The organism is Oxobacter pfennigii (assembly GCF_001317355.1).
Classification (GTDB): domain Bacteria; phylum Bacillota; class Clostridia; order Clostridiales; family Oxobacteraceae; genus Oxobacter; species Oxobacter pfennigii.
The window spans coordinates 91,828-110,626 of record NZ_LKET01000028.1; the positions used below are offsets into that span (position 1 = coordinate 91,828).

Here is an 18,799-nt window from a genome sequence, read left to right on the forward strand (position 1 = left end):
CATTATATCATGAAATTTGCTCTGCAAATTTTATGTCAAATGATTTCAAATGGCTATGCGTTGAAATCATTATCTTAAGTATATACCCTATAAGTTGGTAATTATTCCTTCCTGTTCTGCAAATTCCTTAATGGAATAAAAATCAAAGCTTTTTCCGGTCCAAATTTCAATTGCATCGAGTGCCTGCAAGAGAAGCATATCCATACCGCCTATGATTTTACAGCCACTCTCTTCACCCATTTTCAGAAAATCCGTCATAATTGGGTTATAAATCAAATCGTATAAAACGTTGACATTCCCTTTGATATCTTTTGAAGTTATAGGTATGCTGCCTTCAAAGCCCTTCATACCCAGAGGAGTACAGTTTACGATCATATGGGGGTTCATGAATTTAATTTTTTCATTTAACTCATCAAAGCCGCAGGGTAAGATTTCTGATGGAGTATCTTTTAACGAACCAATAAATACAGATGCCCGGTCAGCGGTTCTTCCGAAAATATGTATTTGGGCTTTGTTGTTTAAGAGGCATTGAACAATGGAACGGGCGGCCCCCCCGGCTCCTAGAACAAAAACATCTTTTTCGTTTATATCCACTCTATTGTAATCCAGGGATTTTTTAAATCCCGAATAATCCGTATTGTAGCCTTTTAATATGCCATTCTCATTTTTAACTGTGTTTACCGCTCCGATACTTAAAGCTTCATCACTTATAAAATCCAAGTATTGCATTATTTTTTGCTTGTAGGGAATTGTTACATTTGAGCCTGAAATGTTTAAAACCTTTATCGCTTTAACTGCATCATTAAGCATGTCTTCCTGGACAGGAAAAAGTTTATACATGGCATTTATATCATAAAGGGAATAAATACCGTTATGTATCTTTGGTGAAAGGCTGTGCCCCAAGGGATAACCTAATAAGCCGAAAATGCTTGTTTTATCATTCATATTTCTACCTCTTCATATAATATCTTTTTAGAAACTTTGCTTCTATTATTCGAATAATTCGGGTTAATATAAATTCATTTCTGTCTATGGGGTTTACCAGTATGGTGAAAAGACTGCATTTATTACCCCCCAATATATCGGTGAAAATCTGGTCACCGACAACACAGGTGTTATAAAATTGGGATTCCAGCAGATTCATGGCATTTATAAATGAAGATTTTAAAGGCTTTCTTACATTTTTGCAGAATAAAACATTAAGCTCTGAACAATAAAGGGAAATCCTTTTATTGGAGCTGTTGGACAGAATGCAAATTTTAAATCCTGAAGCTTTTGATCCCTTTATCCATGAACACACCTTTTCATCAGGCATTTTGCTGCCCCATTTTGATAAGGTGTTGTCTATGTCTATTATCATGTTTGTAATGCCTTTGCTCTTTAAATATGAAAGGTCAATATCATAAATTGAAGGGATATGGATATCAGGATAAAGACTTTTTCCCATATTTCACCTCTGACGGCAATTATACATATATAATATTACATTTTTTACAAATAGTAAACATTCATAGTATTTACACCATTACATAAAGATAAGCTGCAGTTACCTGCAGCTTTCAGGGTTAAGCTCCTTGCCAAGCTTCTTTAATGCTCTTTTTTCGATTCTTGATACATAGGATCTGGATATACCTAAGAGCTGGGCTATTTCTCTTTGAGTCTTGCTCTTTCCGCTTATCAATCCGTACCTTAACTCTAGCACCATCTTTTCCCTTCCTTTTAAGGTGGATGCCATTTTTTTATATAATTTTTTAGTCTGAATTTTGCTTTCCACTTCATCAACTACGGTATCACTGTCTGAGCCTAGGACATCCATTAAGGATATTTCGTTGCCTTCCTTGTCTACTCCTATAGGATCCTGTAAAAATACTTCGGACTTGCTCTTTTTAGTAGAACGAATAATCATTAATATTTCATTTTCAATGCACCTGGCTGCGTAAGTCGCCAGTCTTGTTCCTTTGTCATTATCAAATGTTGTTATTGCTTTAATAAGCCCTATAGTACCTACAGAAATAAGGTCGTCAACTTCCTTGCCGGTATAATTGTATTTTTTAACAATATGAGCTACCAGCCTCAAGTTTCTTTCGACCAGTATATTTCTAGCCTCTTCATCTCCACTTTGAAACTTCTCTATGAAAAATCGCTCCTCTTCTTCAGAGAGAGGTTTGGGAAATGAATTGTTGTTTGTAACGTAGGATACCATGAAGAATATATTATCCAGAAAGGATAATACAGAGGCAAAAAGTTCTAACATCATCTGATGCACCCCCATAAGCCGGTTATTCTTAATTATATGCAGCATGGATTTAGGGTGTGCATGTACTATTTTAATGCCGGTAAATTATTTTATGAATTTTTTAAATTTATTCCGGTTTTTGCTTTATAAGCATATCAAAAGGTTTTAATTCCCTGTCACATTTTATGGAATATTTCATCTGAGGGTGAGGTGCTACATCAATACTTTCACCATCAGCATTTCTTAAACAATCAAGCTCTAATTCAAAGGTATCGAAATTTGGACCGAAAACCTCCACCCTTTCGCCTTTATATACCCTGTTTCTTTGCTCAATATATGCAGTTTTGCTGTTTTTATCATAATCAAGAACTAAGCCTACAATATCATAATCTCTTATATAAGAGCTGTTTTCATATATTTGTCCCGGATCGTTGTGATAAAATCCGGAGGAAAATTCCCTGTGGCTGGCCTTTGTCAAATCCTTGAGCCATTCAGGATTGAATTTATAGTCACTGCCCTTATTTAAAAATTCATCCAGGGCTTTTCTGTAGGCTTTAACTACAGTTGCAACATAAAAGGAGCTCTTCATCCTTCCTTCTATTTTCAAGCTTGTTATACCGGCATTTATTATGTCAGGCAGATATTCTATCATGCAAAGGTCTTTGGAATTCATTATATATGTGCCTCTTTCATCTTCTTCAACAGGCATATAGTTGCCCGGCCTTTTTTCTTCCATAAGGTAATATTTATACCTGCAGGGATGGGCGCATTCCCCCCTGTTTGAATCTCTTCCCGTCATGTAATTGCTAAGAAGACACCGTCCTGAATAGGATATGCACATGGCCCCATGGACAAAGGCTTCCAAATCCAGTGTTGATGGTGTCTTATCCCTTACTTCCTTTATTTCCTCAAGGCTTAATTCCCTTGCTAACACTATTCTTTTTACTCCTAAGCCATGCCAGAATATTGCCGAACGATAATTAACATTATTAGCCTGGGTGCTAAGATGTATCTCCATTTTAGGTGCTGCCTCCTTGGCTATTGAAAAGACGCCGGGGTCGGATATGATTATGGCGTCTGTCCCAAGGTCATAAAGGTATTTTAAATATTCATCCATTCCCTTTAAATCCTCGTTATGAGGGAAAATATTTACCGTCACATAAATTTTTTTATTTAATTTATGAGCATATAAAACCGCTTCTTTTAATTCATCATTTGAAAAATTTCCTGCAAATGCTCTCAAGCCATAGGATGGGCCTCCGATATAAACGGCATCCGCCCCATAATTAAAAGCTACCTTTAATTTTTCCATATTTCCTGCAGGAGCCAGAAGTTCAATTTTATTCATTTGCCAAACCTCCGCTTTTTAAACTTATTGCAACACCGTCGCCTAAGGGCAGTATGGATGTTTCATAATCATGATTTTCTGTTATGAATTTAAGATATTTTCGCATCCTCTTTACAATTGTTATCTTTCTTCTTATGAGAAGCTCATTGGTGGCCACCATGCCACGGAAAAGAACATTGTCTGCAAATATTATTCCTTCATTATTAAGCATTCTGTGACAGTGAGGGAAAAATTCCATATACTGACCCTTGGCTGCATCTATAAAAATAAAATCAAAGTCTTTGTCCATATTTGTGAGTATATCAAGGGCATCGCCTTCTATTATTTCAATTGAATCTTGAAATCCAGCCTTTTTTATATTTTCCTCTGCAAGCTTTATCATATCTGAATCTCTGTCTATGGTGATAATTCTGCCAGACAAAGCAGCTTTCTTCATAACAATTGCCGAATAGCCGATTGCAGTGCCTATCTCCAGTATTTTTAGGGGCTTATTTACCTTAATTAAAAATGAAAGCAATTGTGCAACTTCCGGATGAATAATAGGAACATTATTAAGAAGAGCATATTCCTCCAATTCCTTAAGCAAGTCATCTTCCTTTGGTATAAGGTTTCTTATATATTCTTCTATGTAATCATAAACAATTTTACTCAATTTTACCTCCGGGTTTCAAAAAATTATACATGGACATAACCATGTATAATTTTCCCATTATTATTGATTTACATTCTTGTAATAATTATCTTTATTTCTTAAAAATTCCGAGTAAGTTTTTGAAAAAGCATGAGTTCCGGCATTTTGGTCCTTTACTACAAAATACAAATAATCAACATCTTCCGGATTTAAAGCTGCTATTAATGAAGCTTTCCCCGGATTGGCAATGGGGCCTACGGGAAGTCCGCTGTGCTTGTATGTGTTATAGGGAGAATCAATTTCCAGGTCTTTATATAAAAGATTTTCTTTTCTTTCTCCCAGGGCATACTGAACAGTAGCACAGGACTCCAGTTTTTGATTGATTTTTATCCTATTATAAAATACTGCCGCAACTATGGGCCGCTCTTCTGCAACCTTTGCTTCTCTTTCAACAATGGAAGCCATATTCACTACTTTATCTATTGTAAGGTTTAATTCCTCAGTCTTTTTTCTCATATCCTCATCGTATATCTCATCAAACCTTGAAAGCATCCTGTTTATAATCTGTTCGGCTGTTACATTTTTGGAAAATTCGTAAGTGTCGGGAAATAAATAGCCTTCCAGCTTTATATCTCTTTCAGGGATGTCCTTTAAAAAGTCATAATCGAAATTCACCGTTTGAGCCGCATTCATAAAGGTTTCCTTATCAACAAGGCCTGCCTTTTCAAATACTGATGCAATATCCTTAATTTCATATCCTTCAGGTATGGTTACCTTTACCGTATCTCTTATTACATCACCCTTTGCAATCTTGTCTACTATTGCAGCAGCGTTCATGCTCTTGCTTAACTGATACTTGCCTGCCATAAGCTTTCCAGATAATTTATTGAGCCTTATAAATATATTAAGGGAGTTTTTATCTTTTATGAGTCCTTCATTAAATAAAGTTTTTATTATATCTTGGGATGTTGAACCGCTTTCTATGGTAACCTCCAGCATCGGAGCATCTGAAGCACCTGCGGGTTCATATATGGATTTATTATAATAATTAACAGCTGCATAAGCTGAAGCTGAGATCAAAGCAATTATAATGAGAAATACTATGATACCTACCTTTGCTTTTCCGGCGGATTTTTTACTTCCTTTAGGCATGAAACCACCTGCTTTCTCTTGTATATTCAATAGTATAATTATATAACTTAAGGCTGTCATTTACAACAAGTGTCGGATTAAGTAAAAATGAACAATTTATTCATTGGACATTTTTCTTTTTGCTTCCTTTGCTCTCTGGCTTCCGTCCAATATTCTTTTTCTCAGTCTTATGCTTTTTGGGGTAACCTCAACAAGCTCATCTGAAGCTATAAATTCAAGAGCCTGTTCTAAGGACATTATCCTCGGAGGAGTAAGCTTTAATGTTTCATCAGAGCCTGAAGCCCTCATATTTGAAACATGCTTTTTCTTGCATACATTAACCTCCATGTCGTCCATTCTGGCGTTTTCTCCTATTATCATTCCTTCATAAACAGGCACTCCGGGACCTATAAACAAAATGCCTCTTCCCTGGGCATTATAAAGACCATAAGTCACGCTTTCTCCTGTTTCAAAAGCGATGAGGGAGCCTCTTAACCTTTGCTGTATTTCACCTTTATATTCTTCATAGCTTGAAAATATATGATTCATTATACCGTTTCCCTTGGTATCCGTTAAAAATTCATTTCTAAAGCCTATAAGTCCCCGGGAAGGGATTTTAAATTCCAGCCTTACATAACCGTTAACAGCTGCAGTCATGTTAATCATCTCGGCTTTTCTCATGCCCAATTTCTCCATGACAACACCCATATATTCCTCAGGAACATCAATGGTTAAAATTTCAAAGGGTTCATAGGTTTTCCCATTTATGGTCTTATATATAACCATAGGTTTTGATACCTGGAATTCATAGCCTTCCCTTCTCATGGTTTCTATTAATATGGATAGATGAAGCTCACCTCTTCCCGATACTTTATAGGAATCGGGAGAATCAGTCTCTTCCAGCCTCATACTGACGTTGGTCTCCAGCTCTTTAAAAAGCCTGTCTCTTAAATGCCTCGAAGTTACATACTGCCCTTCACGCCCTGCAAAGGGGCTGTTGTTTACGCTGAAGGTCATGGAGATGGTAGGCTCATCAATATCCACAAAAGGCAGCGCTTCAGGATTTTGAGCATCTGATAAAGTCTCGCCTATGTTAATATCTTCAATTCCCGATACTGCGATGATATCACCAAGGTAAGCTTCATCCACATTCGTCCTTTTAAGTCCTGAAAAAACATAAAGGTTGCTTATTTTAACGTTGGATATATTGCCATCCTTACTGATTAGGGCAGCCTGCATTCCTTCTTTTACCCTTCCTCTGACAATTTTTCCTATGGCTATCCTGCCTACATATTCATTTGAGTCAATTGATGTAACAAGCATCTGAAAGGGTCCGTCAACCTCGCCATATGGAGGCGCAACCTTTTTTATTATGGTATCAAACAAAGGCTTAAGATCCAAAGCCTCATCCTCAAGATTTAATTTTGCTATACCTTCCCTGGCGGATACATATACAATGGGAAAATCCAGCTGTTCGTCGTCAGCACCCAACTCCATAAAGAGCTCGAAGACTTCATCTATTACTTCATGAGCCCTTTGGTCCTGTCTGTCAATTTTATTTACTACAACTATGGGCTTTAAATTCAATTCCAGGGCTTTTTTTAAGACGAATTTAGTCTGAGGCATTGGGCCTTCAAAGGCATCAACGACTAAAAGTACGCTGTCTACCATTTTAAGTACCCTCTCTACCTCTCCCCCAAAGTCAGCATGGCCGGGAGTATCTACTATATTTATCTTCACTCCGTTATAATTAACGGCGGTATTTTTAGATAAAATGGTGATGCCGCGCTCTCTTTCCAAATCATTTGAATCCATAACCCTTTCAACTATATTTTCATTGGTCCTGAAAATACCGCTTTGCCTTAACATTCCGTCCACCAGAGTAGTCTTTCCATGGTCAACATGGGCTATTATTGCAATGTTTCTTATATCTTCTCTTACAAACATTATGCCGATTTCTCCTTTAAAATTAATGATATATATATTATTTAGTATTTATAGTAAAAAAATAAGGATACATCAGCATCCATATTTACAACATCTAATTTTAATAAAAGCCGTTACATGTGTCAATATTTAGATTGCGCCTTAGCTTAGCACACATAATAAAAAATTAAAATGCCTATTTGGGCATTTTAATTTTTTATTTCATAAATTCAATACCTTCTATTTTATATCTCCATTATTATAGGCAATATCATAGGCTTTCTCTTGGTTTTTTCATAAAGATAGCTTCTTAATGAATCCTTTATGTTATTTTTGATTGTAGCCCAATCCGTCACCTGTCTTTCTTCGCATTTTACTAAGGCTTCTTTTACAATTTCCTTTGCTTGCTCCATAAGGTCTTCAGATTCTCTTACGTATACAAAGCCTCTTGAAATTATATCAGGGCCTGCAATAACGCCTCCAGTTTCCTTTGAAATAGTGACTACCACAGTCAATATTCCGTCCTGAGATAGGTGTTTTCTGTCTCTTAAAACAATATTTCCCACGTCTCCTACTCCCAGACCGTCAACCAGCACCTGCCCTGCAGTAACACTGCCGGTAATCTTTGCGTTTTTATGGCTTAATTCAAGTACTGCACCGTTTTCCATAAGGAAAATATTTTCTTCATTCATGCCCAGTTTTTGAGCAAGTTGACCGTGCTGTTTAAGATGTCTGAACTCCCCGTGTACCGGAAGAAAAAATTCTGGTTTTACCAATGTGTGAATTAATTTTAACTCTTCCTGGCAGGCATGACCGGAAACATGAACATCTGCCAGATCTTCGTATATAACATCTGCACCTTTTTTAAACAATTGATTGATAACCCTGGATACAAGTTTTTCGTTTCCCGGGATAGGAGAAGCAGAAATAACAACCATATCCCCGGGAATTATATTTACCTTTTTATGCTCTGAAGTGGACATTCTGACTAAAGCAGACATGGCTTCACCCTGACTGCCGGTAGTTATTATGACTATCTCGCTGTTTGAATATTTATCGATATCATCAATATCGATAAGCACTCCCTCGGGAATGTTTAAGTAGCCAAGCTCATAAGCCACATCCACCACATTAACCATGCTTCTTCCTGATATAGCCACTTTTTTACCGTAGTCATCAGCCTCATTGATTATTTGCTGTACCCTGTGTATATTGGACGCAAATGTAGCCACAATGATTCTTCCTTTGGCTTGCTTGAAAATGTTCTGAAATGTCTGTCCTACAGTCCTTTCAGACATAGTATACCCCGGCCTTTCAACGTTGGTGCTGTCTGCCATCATAAGTAGCACCCCTTCTTTTCCTAACTCGGCGAACCGTGCAAGATCTATTACATCGCCGTCTATAGGAGTAAAGTCTACTTTAAAATCTCCGGTATGAACTACGGTCCCGGCTGGTGTGTGTATCGCAAGAGCTACGGAGTCTGCGATACTATGGCTGGTCTTAATAAATTCCACGCTCATTTCACCGTTCCTAATTACATCCTTGGCCTTTATACACTTAAGATCCACATCTTTTAAAAGCCCGTGTTCCTTCAGTTTATTCTCTACCAAACCTAAGGTCAGTCTGGTTCCGTATACAGGAACGTTTATCTGCTTTAAAATATATGGAAGCGCTCCTATGTGATCCTCGTGGCCGTGGGTAAGCACAATTGCATGGAATTTATCCTTGTTCTTCAACAAATATGTTATATCCGGGATAACAATATCAATTCCGAGCATTTCTTCTTCAGGGAACATCAGACCGCAATCTATGACTATAATATCATTTTTATATTCTATTACAGTCATATTCTTACCGATTTCTCCTAGTCCTCCTAAAGGTATTATCTTCAGTTTTTCTTTTTTTCCCAATAAAAATATCCCTCCTTATTAACCGGTTTTATTATAAAAATACCGCTCACACTCAGTATTCATATTATACTTTATTCATACATCCTTATCAAGTACGACCAGATTACGCTGCTCTATATCATATTCTTCCACATTACTTTAATAATATTGCCACATTTTTAAGAGCTATAACCTGACACTCAATGCCTGATTACAGCTCTTTATCACATTCAACGCAGGTACCGAAAAATTTAAGCAGATGATTTGTGATATTGAATTTGTACTGTTTTTCAACTTCTTTTTCAAGTGCCTCAAGAAGGTCGCCCTCCACTTCGATGACCTTGCCGCATTTTACGCATATTAGATGATGATGATAGTGATCTTCCTCATCGTGAACAAGCTCATATCTGTTGATGCCGTCATTCAGATTAAGTTTAAATATTAGATTCATTTCCTCCAAAAGCTGTAATGTCCGATAAACAGTGGCAAGACCGATTTCAGGACAATCGCTTTTTACAAGGTCATAAATTTCTTCTGTTGTTAAATGTTTGCCTTCGTTTTCAATGATTTTATCCAGTACAGCTCTCCTTTGGGGTGTAAGCTTATATCCTCTGTCCTTCAAGTGCTGTTTAAAAGCATCTATATCCGAATTTTTGGGTGAATTCATGAGTACACCTTCTAAATCAATTTAATTGCAATCAATTAAAGTTTATAATTATTAGAAATAAATGTCAACATAAGTTTATTATCTCTAAATTTCTTCCAAATTAAAAAGGTATGCATGAAGGGCATACCTAATTCTCATCTTCTTCAAGAAGTTCGTCGTAAGCATCAGCTACTTTCTCGAATTCCTCATCATCTTCAATAACAGCAAAAATTTCGCTGCCATCCTCGTCTTTATCAACTCTAAGTATATATGGATCCTCTTCGTCTGCCGGAAGCAGTACTATATATTCTTTTTCTTCAAATTCAAACATGTCTATAACTTCACACTCTACTTCATTTCCTTCATCATCGAGAAGAGTTATGATGTTTTCGGCTTCGTTTTCCATTCGATACACCTCAATTCACTAATATAATGCTATTTTATAGTACCCTAAATAATGTGTCAAATATTATTTTCCACCGCTGTCTAAATATAACTGCAATATGTAAACAGCTGCAATTTTGTCAACAACTCCCTTCCTTTTCTTCCTGGAGACATCCGCTTCAATTAGAGTTCTATGAGCAGACATGGTAGTCATCCTCTCGTCAATATAAACTATCTCCTTGCCTGTCACTTCTTCCAATATTTTGCCGTATTCCATTACTTTCTCGCTTTGGGGTCCTAATGTATTATTCATATTTTTAGGTAGCCCTATTACTATTTTATCCACTTGATAATCTATTATTAGTTTTTTTATTTCATCGACATCTTTATTATTGTGGCTTTCTCTTATTATTGTCTTTATCCCCTGGGCTGTCCAGCCTAAGGGGTCGCTTATGGCCACTCCTATTCTTTTATCTCCTATATCCAATCCCATTATCCTCATAAATATCACCTACTTTTCTATTTCTATCAGCAACTAATTTTAAAGAGCTCTACGGCCGGAAAGTCTTCCTGATTTTAACGGCCGCGCTCCGCTTGTCGCTTTTTTGAATTTGATGTGGACTAAATAATTTTTATGCAAAACTGGGGGCAGACCGTTGAACAGTATCCGCAGAGGCGGCATAATTCCATGTTAACTTGGGATTTGCCGTCTTTAATGCAAAGCGCTTTTGAAGAACAGCGCTTTGCACAGGCCCCGCAGCCTTCGCACCAGGAATCTATCAATAAACGCCGCTTTGTTTCCCTTAAATCATTTGCAATATAATCAGGAACTTCTTTCCTTTCAAACATTAAAACGTTTGCAGTTACCTCATTTACCGATTGCATGCCGACAGCTGTGGAATCTATATCCTCATTATTGAGTACAAAATCGAAGCATTCCTTTACATGTCCTATTAAGTTTCCTCCGGCGATGGGCTTCATGCTGTATATACCTTTGCCTTTTGATTTTGCAGTTTTTATTGCATTAAGCATATCTTTTACTCCGCCGTCCACTATACCAATACCCTTATAATTAAGTATTGGGTGTATTATGTCTATTTGGGGACAATCACAGGCGGCTTTCACACCGCTTACATTATGGGTTGACAGGCTTATGGCTTTTATTAAACCGCTGTTTTTAGCATCGATTAAGCATTTAAGGGCATCGCTGTGGCCGCGCAGTGTATATATGCTCTCCTGCTCATGAAGGCCGAAAATATCTATGTAAGGTAAATTAAGTTCGGTTAAAGCTTCATTTATGCTCTCCTTCATGCCATCATAGGTATAATCATAAGACCGGGAAGAAATGATTATATCATTTTTTCCCATTATCTCCATTGCCCTTCTTAAATAACCATAGGTATTGTATAATTTTGCCGTGTCAAAAAAATTTATTCCCTGCTCTATAGCCTTTACAATTATATTTGCGCCATCCTCGATGGATTTTTTAGCCTGCATGGGTCCAATGGTCAAAGTACCAAAGCACAACCTTGAAACTTCAAGGTTTGTTGAGCCCAGTCTTTTATATTCCATAACTCCACCTCTAAATTTTTGTTTGTAAAGTAAGCATCATGCTAAATACAGTATATAACATAATGACAGCTGCGGTAACTATTCCGGAATCGTTTAATAAAATGGCAACGCAGCCTGATATTGAACTGGCAAGTATCAAATTTCTGGTATATGGAGCTGTAATAAATAGATCCTTCATAGCCTTATTGGGTTTTTTTATCAATATTATAGCTGAAATTATCAAAAGCACCAAAACCTTTGTCCATATGGTGTATTTTATAAGCTTTAAGGACATATTGATTTTCCTTAAAACAATGTTTGAAAAATAAATAATTCCGTCAGCATTAATCATATCAAACATCTTGCCTAAATGAGCCTTATCCTCTGCAATCAAATTAGCAAAAATGAAAATAATTGAGGAAATCAGCATTGAGCATGAGAGTATTTTAAGTGAGGATAAAAAACTTATATTTTTTTCTAAAAGTACATATATTGTAAAGCTTATAAATAAAGTTAGAAAACCTCCCACATTGCTGCCTGTATTGGGTAAGCCGGTTATCAGGGTTACGAAAATTAAATATGGAATATATAACCTGAATAATTTTTTGCCTCTTTCTATTGATAAACCAAATAAAACGAGGGTACACCCTGCAATAACTCCAAGAAATTCGTTACCCAAGCCGTAATATCTTGCACCTATACATGGGTCATAGCTGAAAATACTGTATTTTAATAAGTTCTGACCTGTGAGTAAATCAATTATTAAACATAGGCTGTTTATAAATGCAATAAGCTTTACCCTGTTGATTGTTTTTTCTGCAATTCTGTCAATGATTATTGCTAAAACAACGCTTAAGCTTATAATAAACAAGCCCTTAATGGCGATGTTTTCAAAAACAATCATACCTTCCATAACAAAGGCAAAGGGAATCAAAAGAATGGATTTGATCATAAAATTTAATATTGATAAGCTCAATTCAATATTAAAAAGGTTTTTTAATAAATATAAAACAAGGGTTATCATGATGGCGGCAGCATAGGTTTTAATTATTGGAGACCTATAGGTGGATGTTGAATAAACCTTCTTTTCAAGGCTTTGCAAAAAAATTGTATTATCGGACTTTGCTATGCTTTCAATAGGATATCCTAAAAAACTCTCGGTACTTATGTTGAAATATTTTAATACTGAAGGCGCAAAATCAAGGGCAGTTACTATGCCTTCCCTTCTTGTTGATTTTGATGTGGCAATTCCTCTTTCCCTGGCTCCGTCATATATCAAAAATGGACTTAGAAGCTCTGAATTTCTATTTATGTCAGCAGAATAAGGCGTTAAAATAAAAAGCTTTTCATTATCAAAATTCATGTTGTTTATAATATCCTGAACAATTAATGCATAGTTGCTTAAAATTTCATTTTTGTTTTGATTATAAGCAGCTTCAGAATAAAGGCTCCTGTTTAAATACAGCCTTTCAATATCTCCAAGCTCTATTAGAACAATATCTGAGGAAGCCTTGTAATTTATAAATTCCTGAAATAATTTTTTTTGGTCTATTTTATTATCTGTAAATATACCATCTATCTCACCTTTATCTATTAAGCCATCTTCATCCATTAAAACAAAAAAACCCGGGGATTTGTAACTTCCATTAAAAAAGAAGCCTCCCAGAAATGAGCGCTTTAATCCCTTTGATTTTAAAATACTCCCTAATTTACCCGGTAGGGCATTATATAATGTTTTGGAATTCAATTTTTTAAGCTTGTTAATGGATAAATTTGCAATATTACCCATGCTGCTTCTATTTAATGTTATTTCCTCATATTTTGAAGATGTATTTTCATCGATTTTAATGCTTTCCGTATAATCAAAAGAAGCGTCCGATTTCTGGCCGCTTCCTAAAGTTAAATATGGCTTGTACTCGTTCATATTTCCACTTGATTTTGAATTCATAAGACCTATTATACTATTCTTTGCCAATTCTTTAAAATAAGAATCGGCTAAAAGGTCATTATAATTAATAGTATTAATAGTAATAATAACAATTTTTTTTCGTCCTTCTGCCATTGCATGAGTTGGCAAAAAGACTAAAGACAAAATACAAATTAAAATTATCTTGAGCTTTTTTTTAAGCAAGTATTTTGTAACGCCTCCTACTTATCCTTCAGGTATTCCTTCAGCAATTCTTCTAAAAGCTCATCCCGTTCGACTTTTCTTATTTCATTTCTGGCGTTATTATAGCTTGTTATGTATGTAGGATCCCCGGATAATATATATCCTACCATTTGGTTAATTGGATTATAGCCTTTTTGCTTCAAAGAATTATAAACGCTTAAAAGAATTTCCCTGGCTTTATTTTCCTCGTCCTTTTCAACATCAAATCTCATGGTCTGATTATATTTATCTGACATAACTTCACCCACTTTCTACTGCTATTATAAATATATTAATACACAAAGGCTTAAGTTTCAATACAATAAAGACATTTAAAATTCCAAGTTTCGGTGATTATTTGAAAGCTAATAAAATTAAGCTAACAGAAGCACATATATAATTATGTGCTTCTGACAATTTTTTAGTCATTTTACTTTAATACATCCGAAACTAAAGAGTATACTGATTCTAATGCTTTATTAATCTTTTCAGGATCCTTGCCGCCGGCTTGAGCAATATCCGGCTTTCCGCCGCCGCTTCCGCCTGTCATTTTTGCAACTTCCCTCACTATATTGCCGCAATGTACGCCAGCATTTACTGCATCCTTGCTGGCCATAGCCAGAATGTTTATTTTGCCATCTTTATTGCTTGCAAGTACAATTAAGGATTTGCCAAGCTTATCCCTTAGCTTATCTCCTAAATTCCTTAAACTTTCTATGTCGGTATCCATCCTGTCTGCTACTATTTTAATGCCCTTGATTTCCTTCGCACTGCTTATGATTTCATCTAATGCACCTAAAGACATCTTGGATTTCATGTCAGAAATCTCTTTATCCTTATCTTTTAATTCGGACAACAGATTTTCTACTCTTCTTGGAACATCTTTTACAGTGCCTTTTAAAAGCGCTGCCGTGCTATGAAGAGTCTCGTCAAGTTCTGCAATATATCTAAGCACACCTTTTCCTGTAACAGCTTCAATTCTTCTGATTCCTGCGGCCACACCGCCCTCGGACAATATTTTAAACAAGCCTATGGCTGAGGTGTTGAAAACATGGGTGCCTCCGCATAGCTCCATACTGAAATTACCGGCTTTTACAACTCTCACAACTGCACCGTATTTTTCACCAAATAATGCCGTAGCTCCCATCCTTCTTGCTTCCTCTATAGCAGTTTCGGTAGTCACAACATCCAAGCTTTCCAATATTTTTTCGTTTACCATGTCTTCTATTTTCTTTAATTCATCCTTTGATAAGGCTTCAAAGTGGGTAAAGTCAAACCTCAGCCGCTCATCGGTGACTAAAGAACCCGACTGCTCAACGTGGTTTCCCAGCACCTGTTTTAAAGCTGCGTGTAAAAGGTGAGTTGCAGTATGATTACGTGCAATATCTCCTCGCCTTAGGCTGTCAACTATGGCTGTTGCCTCATCATCAACTGAAAGAGTTCCTTCAAGAACCCTGCCTGTATGGATTATCTTATTGTTTGAGGTCTTCTTACTGCCTGTAACCATTAATCTGAAATTGCTTCCTTCAATGAAGCCTGTGTCTCCTATTTGTCCGCCCATCTCGGGATATAATGCTGTATTGTCGAGAATAACCGTAACCTCATCTCCGGCATGTGCATTGTCAACGGTTTCGTTATCTTTGATGAGGGCTAAAATTCTTCCCTTTGAAACGGTATCGTGATATCCGTTGAATGTAGTTACCATTTCTGCAGGAAGAGTGGTGAATATGTCCATATCGGCACCCATGTAATTTGTCTCTTCCCTGGCTGCCCGTGCCCTTTCTTTCTGGACAGTCATTTCGCTGTTAAATCCGTCAATATCAATGCTTATGCCCTGCTCTTCAAGTATTTCAAGTGTGAGCTCAATGGGAAAACCATAAGTGTCATATAATTTAAAGGCTTTATCTCCGGTCATTACAGCCTTGCTGTTTTTCTTAAGTTCTTGAATGTAATCATTTAAAATTATCATTCCCTGGTCAATGGTCTGGTCAAATCTTTCTTCTTCCAGCTTGATTACTTTTTTAATGTAATCCTTTTTCTCACCCAGCTCAATATAGGCATGCTTGGAATTGTCAATAACCACATCACAAAGATCCCAAAGGAATGTATTATCAACTCCAAGAAGCTTTCCGTGCCTTGCAGCCCTTCTTAAGAGCCTTCTTAACACATATCCTCTGCCTTCGTTGGAGGGCAGGATTCCGTCGCTTACCATAAATGTAACGCTCCTGATATGGTCGGTAATAAGACGCACCGAAGAGTCTGTGCTGGCATCTTTTCCGTACTGGACTTTTGCCACCTTGCACACTTGATCCCTTATGTTTTTCATGGTGTCCACGTCAAAAATTGTGTCCACACCCTGCATTATTGTGGCAATTCTCTCCAAGCCCATTCCCGTATCTATGTTAGGCTTTTCAAGAAGGCTGTAATTTCCTTCTTCATCCTTGTCAAATTGGGTGAAAACCAGATTCCAGAACTCTACAAACCTGTCACAGTCACAGCCTATGGCACAATCGGGTTTGCCGCAGCCCTTATCTTCCCCCCGGTCAAAATATATTTCAGAACAGGGTCCACAGGGGCCTACTCCAATTTCCCAGAAGTTGTCTTCCTTGCCCATTCTGACTATTTTTTCTGCGGGAACTCCCACTTTTTTATTCCAAATTTCAAAGGCTTCATCATCATCAAGATATATAGTTACCCAAAGCCTATCTTGGGGAAGCTTTAAAACCTCTGTAACAAACTCCCATGCCCAGGAAATGGCTCCTTCCTTAAAATAATCTCCAAAGGAGAAATTACCCAGCATTTCAAAAAAAGTTGCATGACGGGCTGTCTTTCCAACTCTCTCTATATCACCCGTACGTATGCACTTTTGACAGGTGGTTATCCTTTCTTTAGGCGGAACCTCCTGTCCTGTAAAATAAGGTTTTAAGGGTGCCATACCTGCGCTAATCAATAGAAGGCTTTTATCATTTTTAGGTATCAGTGAAAAGCTTGGAAGAATAAGATGTTCTTTAGATTCGAAAAACCTTAGATATTTTTCACGTATTTCATTCAAACCCATTTTTTCCATGGTTAAACCTCCTCATATATAAAATTATAATATTCTTATGTCTATTTATATAAAATAAAAAACCTACTGCTCTTTAAAGAGCGGAAGGTTATCCAAGGCTTACACCTATGCCTCTTCTCGCAAAAAAGAAGTTATTAAGCTTCTACCTTTCCTAATTCAGATTAATTATACATAAATACCTTATCCTTGTCAATTTAGAACATATTCTTCATTATATCCTTGTATATGGTTTTTAATGCAGCAGCGGCAGGTACTGCCAAAATCAGACCGGCAACTCCGAAGAACTTGCCGCCTATTAAAAGCATTAAAATTACCGTAACAGGATGAAGTCCCACGGAATTGCCCATAATCTTTGGTGCTATTATGTCTGCTTCAAGCTGTTGTATTATAATCATTGCAATCAAGGTATAAAGGGCTTTTATGGGAGTATCCAAAAATGCAAACAATACAGCCGGGACGGTGCCGATAATAGGCCCAAAGTAAGGAATAATGTTTGTAACTCCGTTTAGAATTCCTATGATAAGGAAAAATTCTACTTTTAAAAAAAACAGTGCTATTGATGTCATAATTGCTATCAGTAAAGATAATATCATCTGGCTTCTTACATAGCTTCCTAATATATTGTCAACGCTTTCAAATATACGTACTGTACTCTGACGGTATTTACGGGGCACTAAAAGTCTGGATTTTTCTGCTATGGAATTGAAGTCCTTTAAAAAATAATACATCAAAATAGGTACAAGGGAGTACTTGAATATGTTAGATGCAACGGTGATTATGGATGAAGTTGCGTTTTCAAGGTACATGGTAAAATAAAACTGATATTTTTTTATGCTGTTGTCAATTACATTTTTTATTCCCTCCGGAAGCCCGGCTTTTAAGTATATGTTTTGTATTTCACTTATGAAGCTATTAAATTCGTCATAGTATTCCGGCGCCACCTGGCTTAGCTTGCCTAAATCTTTGAATAATTCCGGAAGAGCATAGAGGCATATGAAAACAAAAATTGCAACTAGTGCTATATATATTATGATAATAGCTGCGGATCTTTTCATTCCCCTATGTTCAAAATAACATATGAGGGGGTTTAATAAATAGGCTATAAAAAAGCTCAATATAAAAATATATAAAATATCATATATATATCTCGAAAATATAATGATAAACCCTAAAAGGAAAATCAGAATTATGATGGTCAGGGTTTTATAGATTGTGACTTTTGCAATATGTAATTTCATCAGCTGTCAAACCGCCCGTCTCTTTCAAAATATCTCTTAAGAGAAATATCATTCTTTAAAATTATGTTTTTATACCTGCTACTGATTATTATGACATCTTTACCGAAAAATATCTCTTCGTTAAAGGGCAATATTCTTTTCCCCCTTAATATATCTTCAACAATTCCGTCAGTTAAAACATATCCTTCGACGGAAAAGTTTTTTTCATCCAGTATAATATCTTCAACAAAGCCCAATTCCTCCCCCTCACTTGTTATAACCGGCAACCCCATAAGCTTCTTCAAAGCTTCATCCTCATCCTTATTGGATTTTTGAGGGTTTTTCAGGTTGGTTTCCTCATTGATTATGACTGTGTCCTTTCCTATATTAACTATGTCATTTATTAAGAGTATTTTTTCATTTGAAACCCATTTTCCGCAGCTGATAGAAAAACCCTGTATTTTTTCTTCCCCCGGATTATACAGGGTCTTTGAAATTTTGCCTATTATTTTACCGCCTTTTTTTACAATTACATTAAGACCTGTGAGCTGTTTTGATTTTTTCATATTTTCACCCTGCCACAATATTTTGACACTGCATAATATCTTTTATAGAATAATATCA

Annotated in this window: 17 protein-coding genes; all 17 read right to left on the minus strand. The window is 36.4% G+C overall.

Annotated features, from left to right (window positions below; translation table 11 throughout):
• Window positions 1-87 precede the first annotated feature (87 nt).
• Window positions 88-945 (minus strand): shikimate dehydrogenase, encoded by an 858-nt coding sequence (aroE, locus tag OXPF_RS07020; protein ID WP_054874491.1) that lies wholly within the window; start codon window positions 943-945, stop codon window positions 88-90.
• 4 nt (window positions 946-949) lie between these two features.
• A complete protein-coding gene (locus OXPF_RS07025) occupies window positions 950-1,447 on the minus strand; it encodes a YqeG family HAD IIIA-type phosphatase (RefSeq protein WP_054874492.1) in 498 nt (165 codons plus the stop codon).
• A gap of 99 nt (window positions 1,448-1,546) precedes the next feature.
• Window positions 1,547-2,254, minus strand: a complete 708-nt coding sequence (gene sigK / locus OXPF_RS07030) for an RNA polymerase sporulation sigma factor SigK (RefSeq protein WP_054874651.1) — start codon at window positions 2,252-2,254, stop codon at window positions 1,547-1,549.
• Window positions 2,255-2,363: 109 nt separating this feature from the next.
• A complete protein-coding gene (locus OXPF_RS07035) occupies window positions 2,364-3,584 on the minus strand; it encodes a peptidase U32 family protein (RefSeq protein ID WP_054874493.1) in 1,221 nt (406 codons plus the stop codon).
• Window positions 3,577-4,236 (minus strand): O-methyltransferase, encoded by a 660-nt coding sequence (locus tag OXPF_RS07040; RefSeq protein WP_054874494.1) that lies wholly within the window; start codon window positions 4,234-4,236, stop codon window positions 3,577-3,579. Before OXPF_RS07040 ends, OXPF_RS07035 begins: the two co-directional genes overlap by 8 nt.
• A 60-nt stretch (window positions 4,237-4,296) precedes the next feature.
• Window positions 4,297-5,367: an endolytic transglycosylase MltG gene (gene mltG / locus OXPF_RS07045; RefSeq protein WP_054874495.1), complete on the minus strand. Its 1,071-nt coding sequence runs from the start codon at window positions 5,365-5,367 to the stop codon at window positions 4,297-4,299.
• A 96-nt stretch (window positions 5,368-5,463) separates the two neighbouring features.
• Window positions 5,464-7,293 (minus strand): translational GTPase TypA, encoded by a 1,830-nt coding sequence (typA, locus tag OXPF_RS07050; protein ID WP_054874496.1) that lies wholly within the window; start codon window positions 7,291-7,293, stop codon window positions 5,464-5,466.
• A 224-nt stretch (window positions 7,294-7,517) separates the two neighbouring features.
• Window positions 7,518-9,182 carry a ribonuclease J gene (locus tag OXPF_RS07055; protein ID WP_054874497.1) on the minus strand — a complete coding sequence of 555 codons (1,665 nt, stop codon included), beginning with the start codon at window positions 9,180-9,182 and terminating at the stop codon, window positions 7,518-7,520.
• Window positions 9,183-9,372: 190 nt separating this feature from the next.
• Window positions 9,373-9,828, minus strand: coding sequence for a Fur family transcriptional regulator (locus tag OXPF_RS07060; RefSeq protein WP_054874498.1), 456 nt, complete (start codon window positions 9,826-9,828; stop codon window positions 9,373-9,375).
• 127 nt (window positions 9,829-9,955) lie between these two features.
• Complete coding sequence (locus OXPF_RS07065) at window positions 9,956-10,213, minus strand: DUF1292 domain-containing protein (RefSeq protein WP_054874499.1); 258 nt, start codon at window positions 10,211-10,213, stop codon at window positions 9,956-9,958.
• A 63-nt stretch (window positions 10,214-10,276) separates the two neighbouring features.
• Window positions 10,277-10,693, minus strand: a complete 417-nt coding sequence (gene ruvX / locus OXPF_RS07070; protein WP_054874500.1) for a Holliday junction resolvase RuvX — start codon at window positions 10,691-10,693, stop codon at window positions 10,277-10,279.
• A gap of 119 nt (window positions 10,694-10,812) precedes the next feature.
• Window positions 10,813-11,763: an aldo/keto reductase gene (locus OXPF_RS07075; RefSeq protein WP_054874501.1), complete on the minus strand. Its 951-nt coding sequence runs from the start codon at window positions 11,761-11,763 to the stop codon at window positions 10,813-10,815.
• Between the two features lie 10 nt (window positions 11,764-11,773).
• Window positions 11,774-13,873, minus strand: coding sequence for a hypothetical protein (locus OXPF_RS07080; protein ID WP_054874502.1), 2,100 nt, complete (start codon window positions 13,871-13,873; stop codon window positions 11,774-11,776).
• Between the two features lie 17 nt (window positions 13,874-13,890).
• Entirely contained in the window at window positions 13,891-14,148 is a 258-nt protein-coding gene (locus tag OXPF_RS07085) for an IreB family regulatory phosphoprotein (protein ID WP_054874503.1), read from the minus strand.
• A gap of 173 nt (window positions 14,149-14,321) precedes the next feature.
• Window positions 14,322-16,958 carry an alanine--tRNA ligase gene (alaS, locus tag OXPF_RS07090; RefSeq protein WP_054874504.1) on the minus strand — a complete coding sequence of 879 codons (2,637 nt, stop codon included), beginning with the start codon at window positions 16,956-16,958 and terminating at the stop codon, window positions 14,322-14,324.
• A 194-nt stretch (window positions 16,959-17,152) separates the two neighbouring features.
• Entirely contained in the window at window positions 17,153-18,196 is a 1,044-nt protein-coding gene (locus OXPF_RS07095) for an AI-2E family transporter (RefSeq protein ID WP_054874505.1), read from the minus strand.
• Window positions 18,196-18,741 carry a PRC-barrel domain-containing protein gene (locus tag OXPF_RS07100; protein WP_054874506.1) on the minus strand — a complete coding sequence of 182 codons (546 nt, stop codon included), beginning with the start codon at window positions 18,739-18,741 and terminating at the stop codon, window positions 18,196-18,198. The genes OXPF_RS07095 and OXPF_RS07100 overlap by 1 nt, the downstream gene beginning before the upstream one ends.
• Window positions 18,742-18,799: the final 58 nt, after the last annotated feature.

Excerpts from the sequence above, each read along its gene's own strand:
- aroE (WP_054874491.1), bottom strand. The coding sequence starts at position 945 with ATGAATGATAAAACAAGCATTTTCGGCTTATTAGGTTATCCCTTGGGG.
- OXPF_RS07025 (WP_054874492.1), bottom strand. The coding sequence starts at position 1,447 with ATGGGAAAAAGTCTTTATCCTGATATCCATATCCCTTCAATTTATGAT.
- sigK (WP_054874651.1), bottom strand. The coding sequence starts at position 2,254 with ATGTTAGAACTTTTTGCCTCTGTATTATCCTTTCTGGATAATATATTC.
- OXPF_RS07035 (WP_054874493.1), bottom strand. The coding sequence starts at position 3,584 with ATGAATAAAATTGAACTTCTGGCTCCTGCAGGAAATATGGAAAAATTA.
- mltG (WP_054874495.1), bottom strand. The coding sequence starts at position 5,367 with ATGCCTAAAGGAAGTAAAAAATCCGCCGGAAAAGCAAAGGTAGGTATC.
- typA (WP_054874496.1), bottom strand. The coding sequence starts at position 7,293 with ATGTTTGTAAGAGAAGATATAAGAAACATTGCAATAATAGCCCATGTT.
- OXPF_RS07060 (WP_054874498.1), bottom strand. The coding sequence starts at position 9,828 with ATGAATTCACCCAAAAATTCGGATATAGATGCTTTTAAACAGCACTTG.
- OXPF_RS07065 (WP_054874499.1), bottom strand. The coding sequence starts at position 10,213 with ATGGAAAACGAAGCCGAAAACATCATAACTCTTCTCGATGATGAAGGA.
- ruvX (WP_054874500.1), bottom strand. The coding sequence starts at position 10,693 with ATGAGGATAATGGGATTGGATATAGGAGATAAAAGAATAGGAGTGGCC.
- OXPF_RS07075 (WP_054874501.1), bottom strand. The coding sequence starts at position 11,763 with ATGGAATATAAAAGACTGGGCTCAACAAACCTTGAAGTTTCAAGGTTG.
- OXPF_RS07085 (WP_054874503.1), bottom strand. The coding sequence starts at position 14,148 with ATGTCAGATAAATATAATCAGACCATGAGATTTGATGTTGAAAAGGAC.
- alaS (WP_054874504.1), bottom strand. The coding sequence starts at position 16,958 with ATGGAAAAAATGGGTTTGAATGAAATACGTGAAAAATATCTAAGGTTT.
- OXPF_RS07095 (WP_054874505.1), bottom strand. The coding sequence starts at position 18,196 with ATGAAATTACATATTGCAAAAGTCACAATCTATAAAACCCTGACCATC.
- OXPF_RS07100 (WP_054874506.1), bottom strand. The coding sequence starts at position 18,741 with ATGAAAAAATCAAAACAGCTCACAGGTCTTAATGTAATTGTAAAAAAA.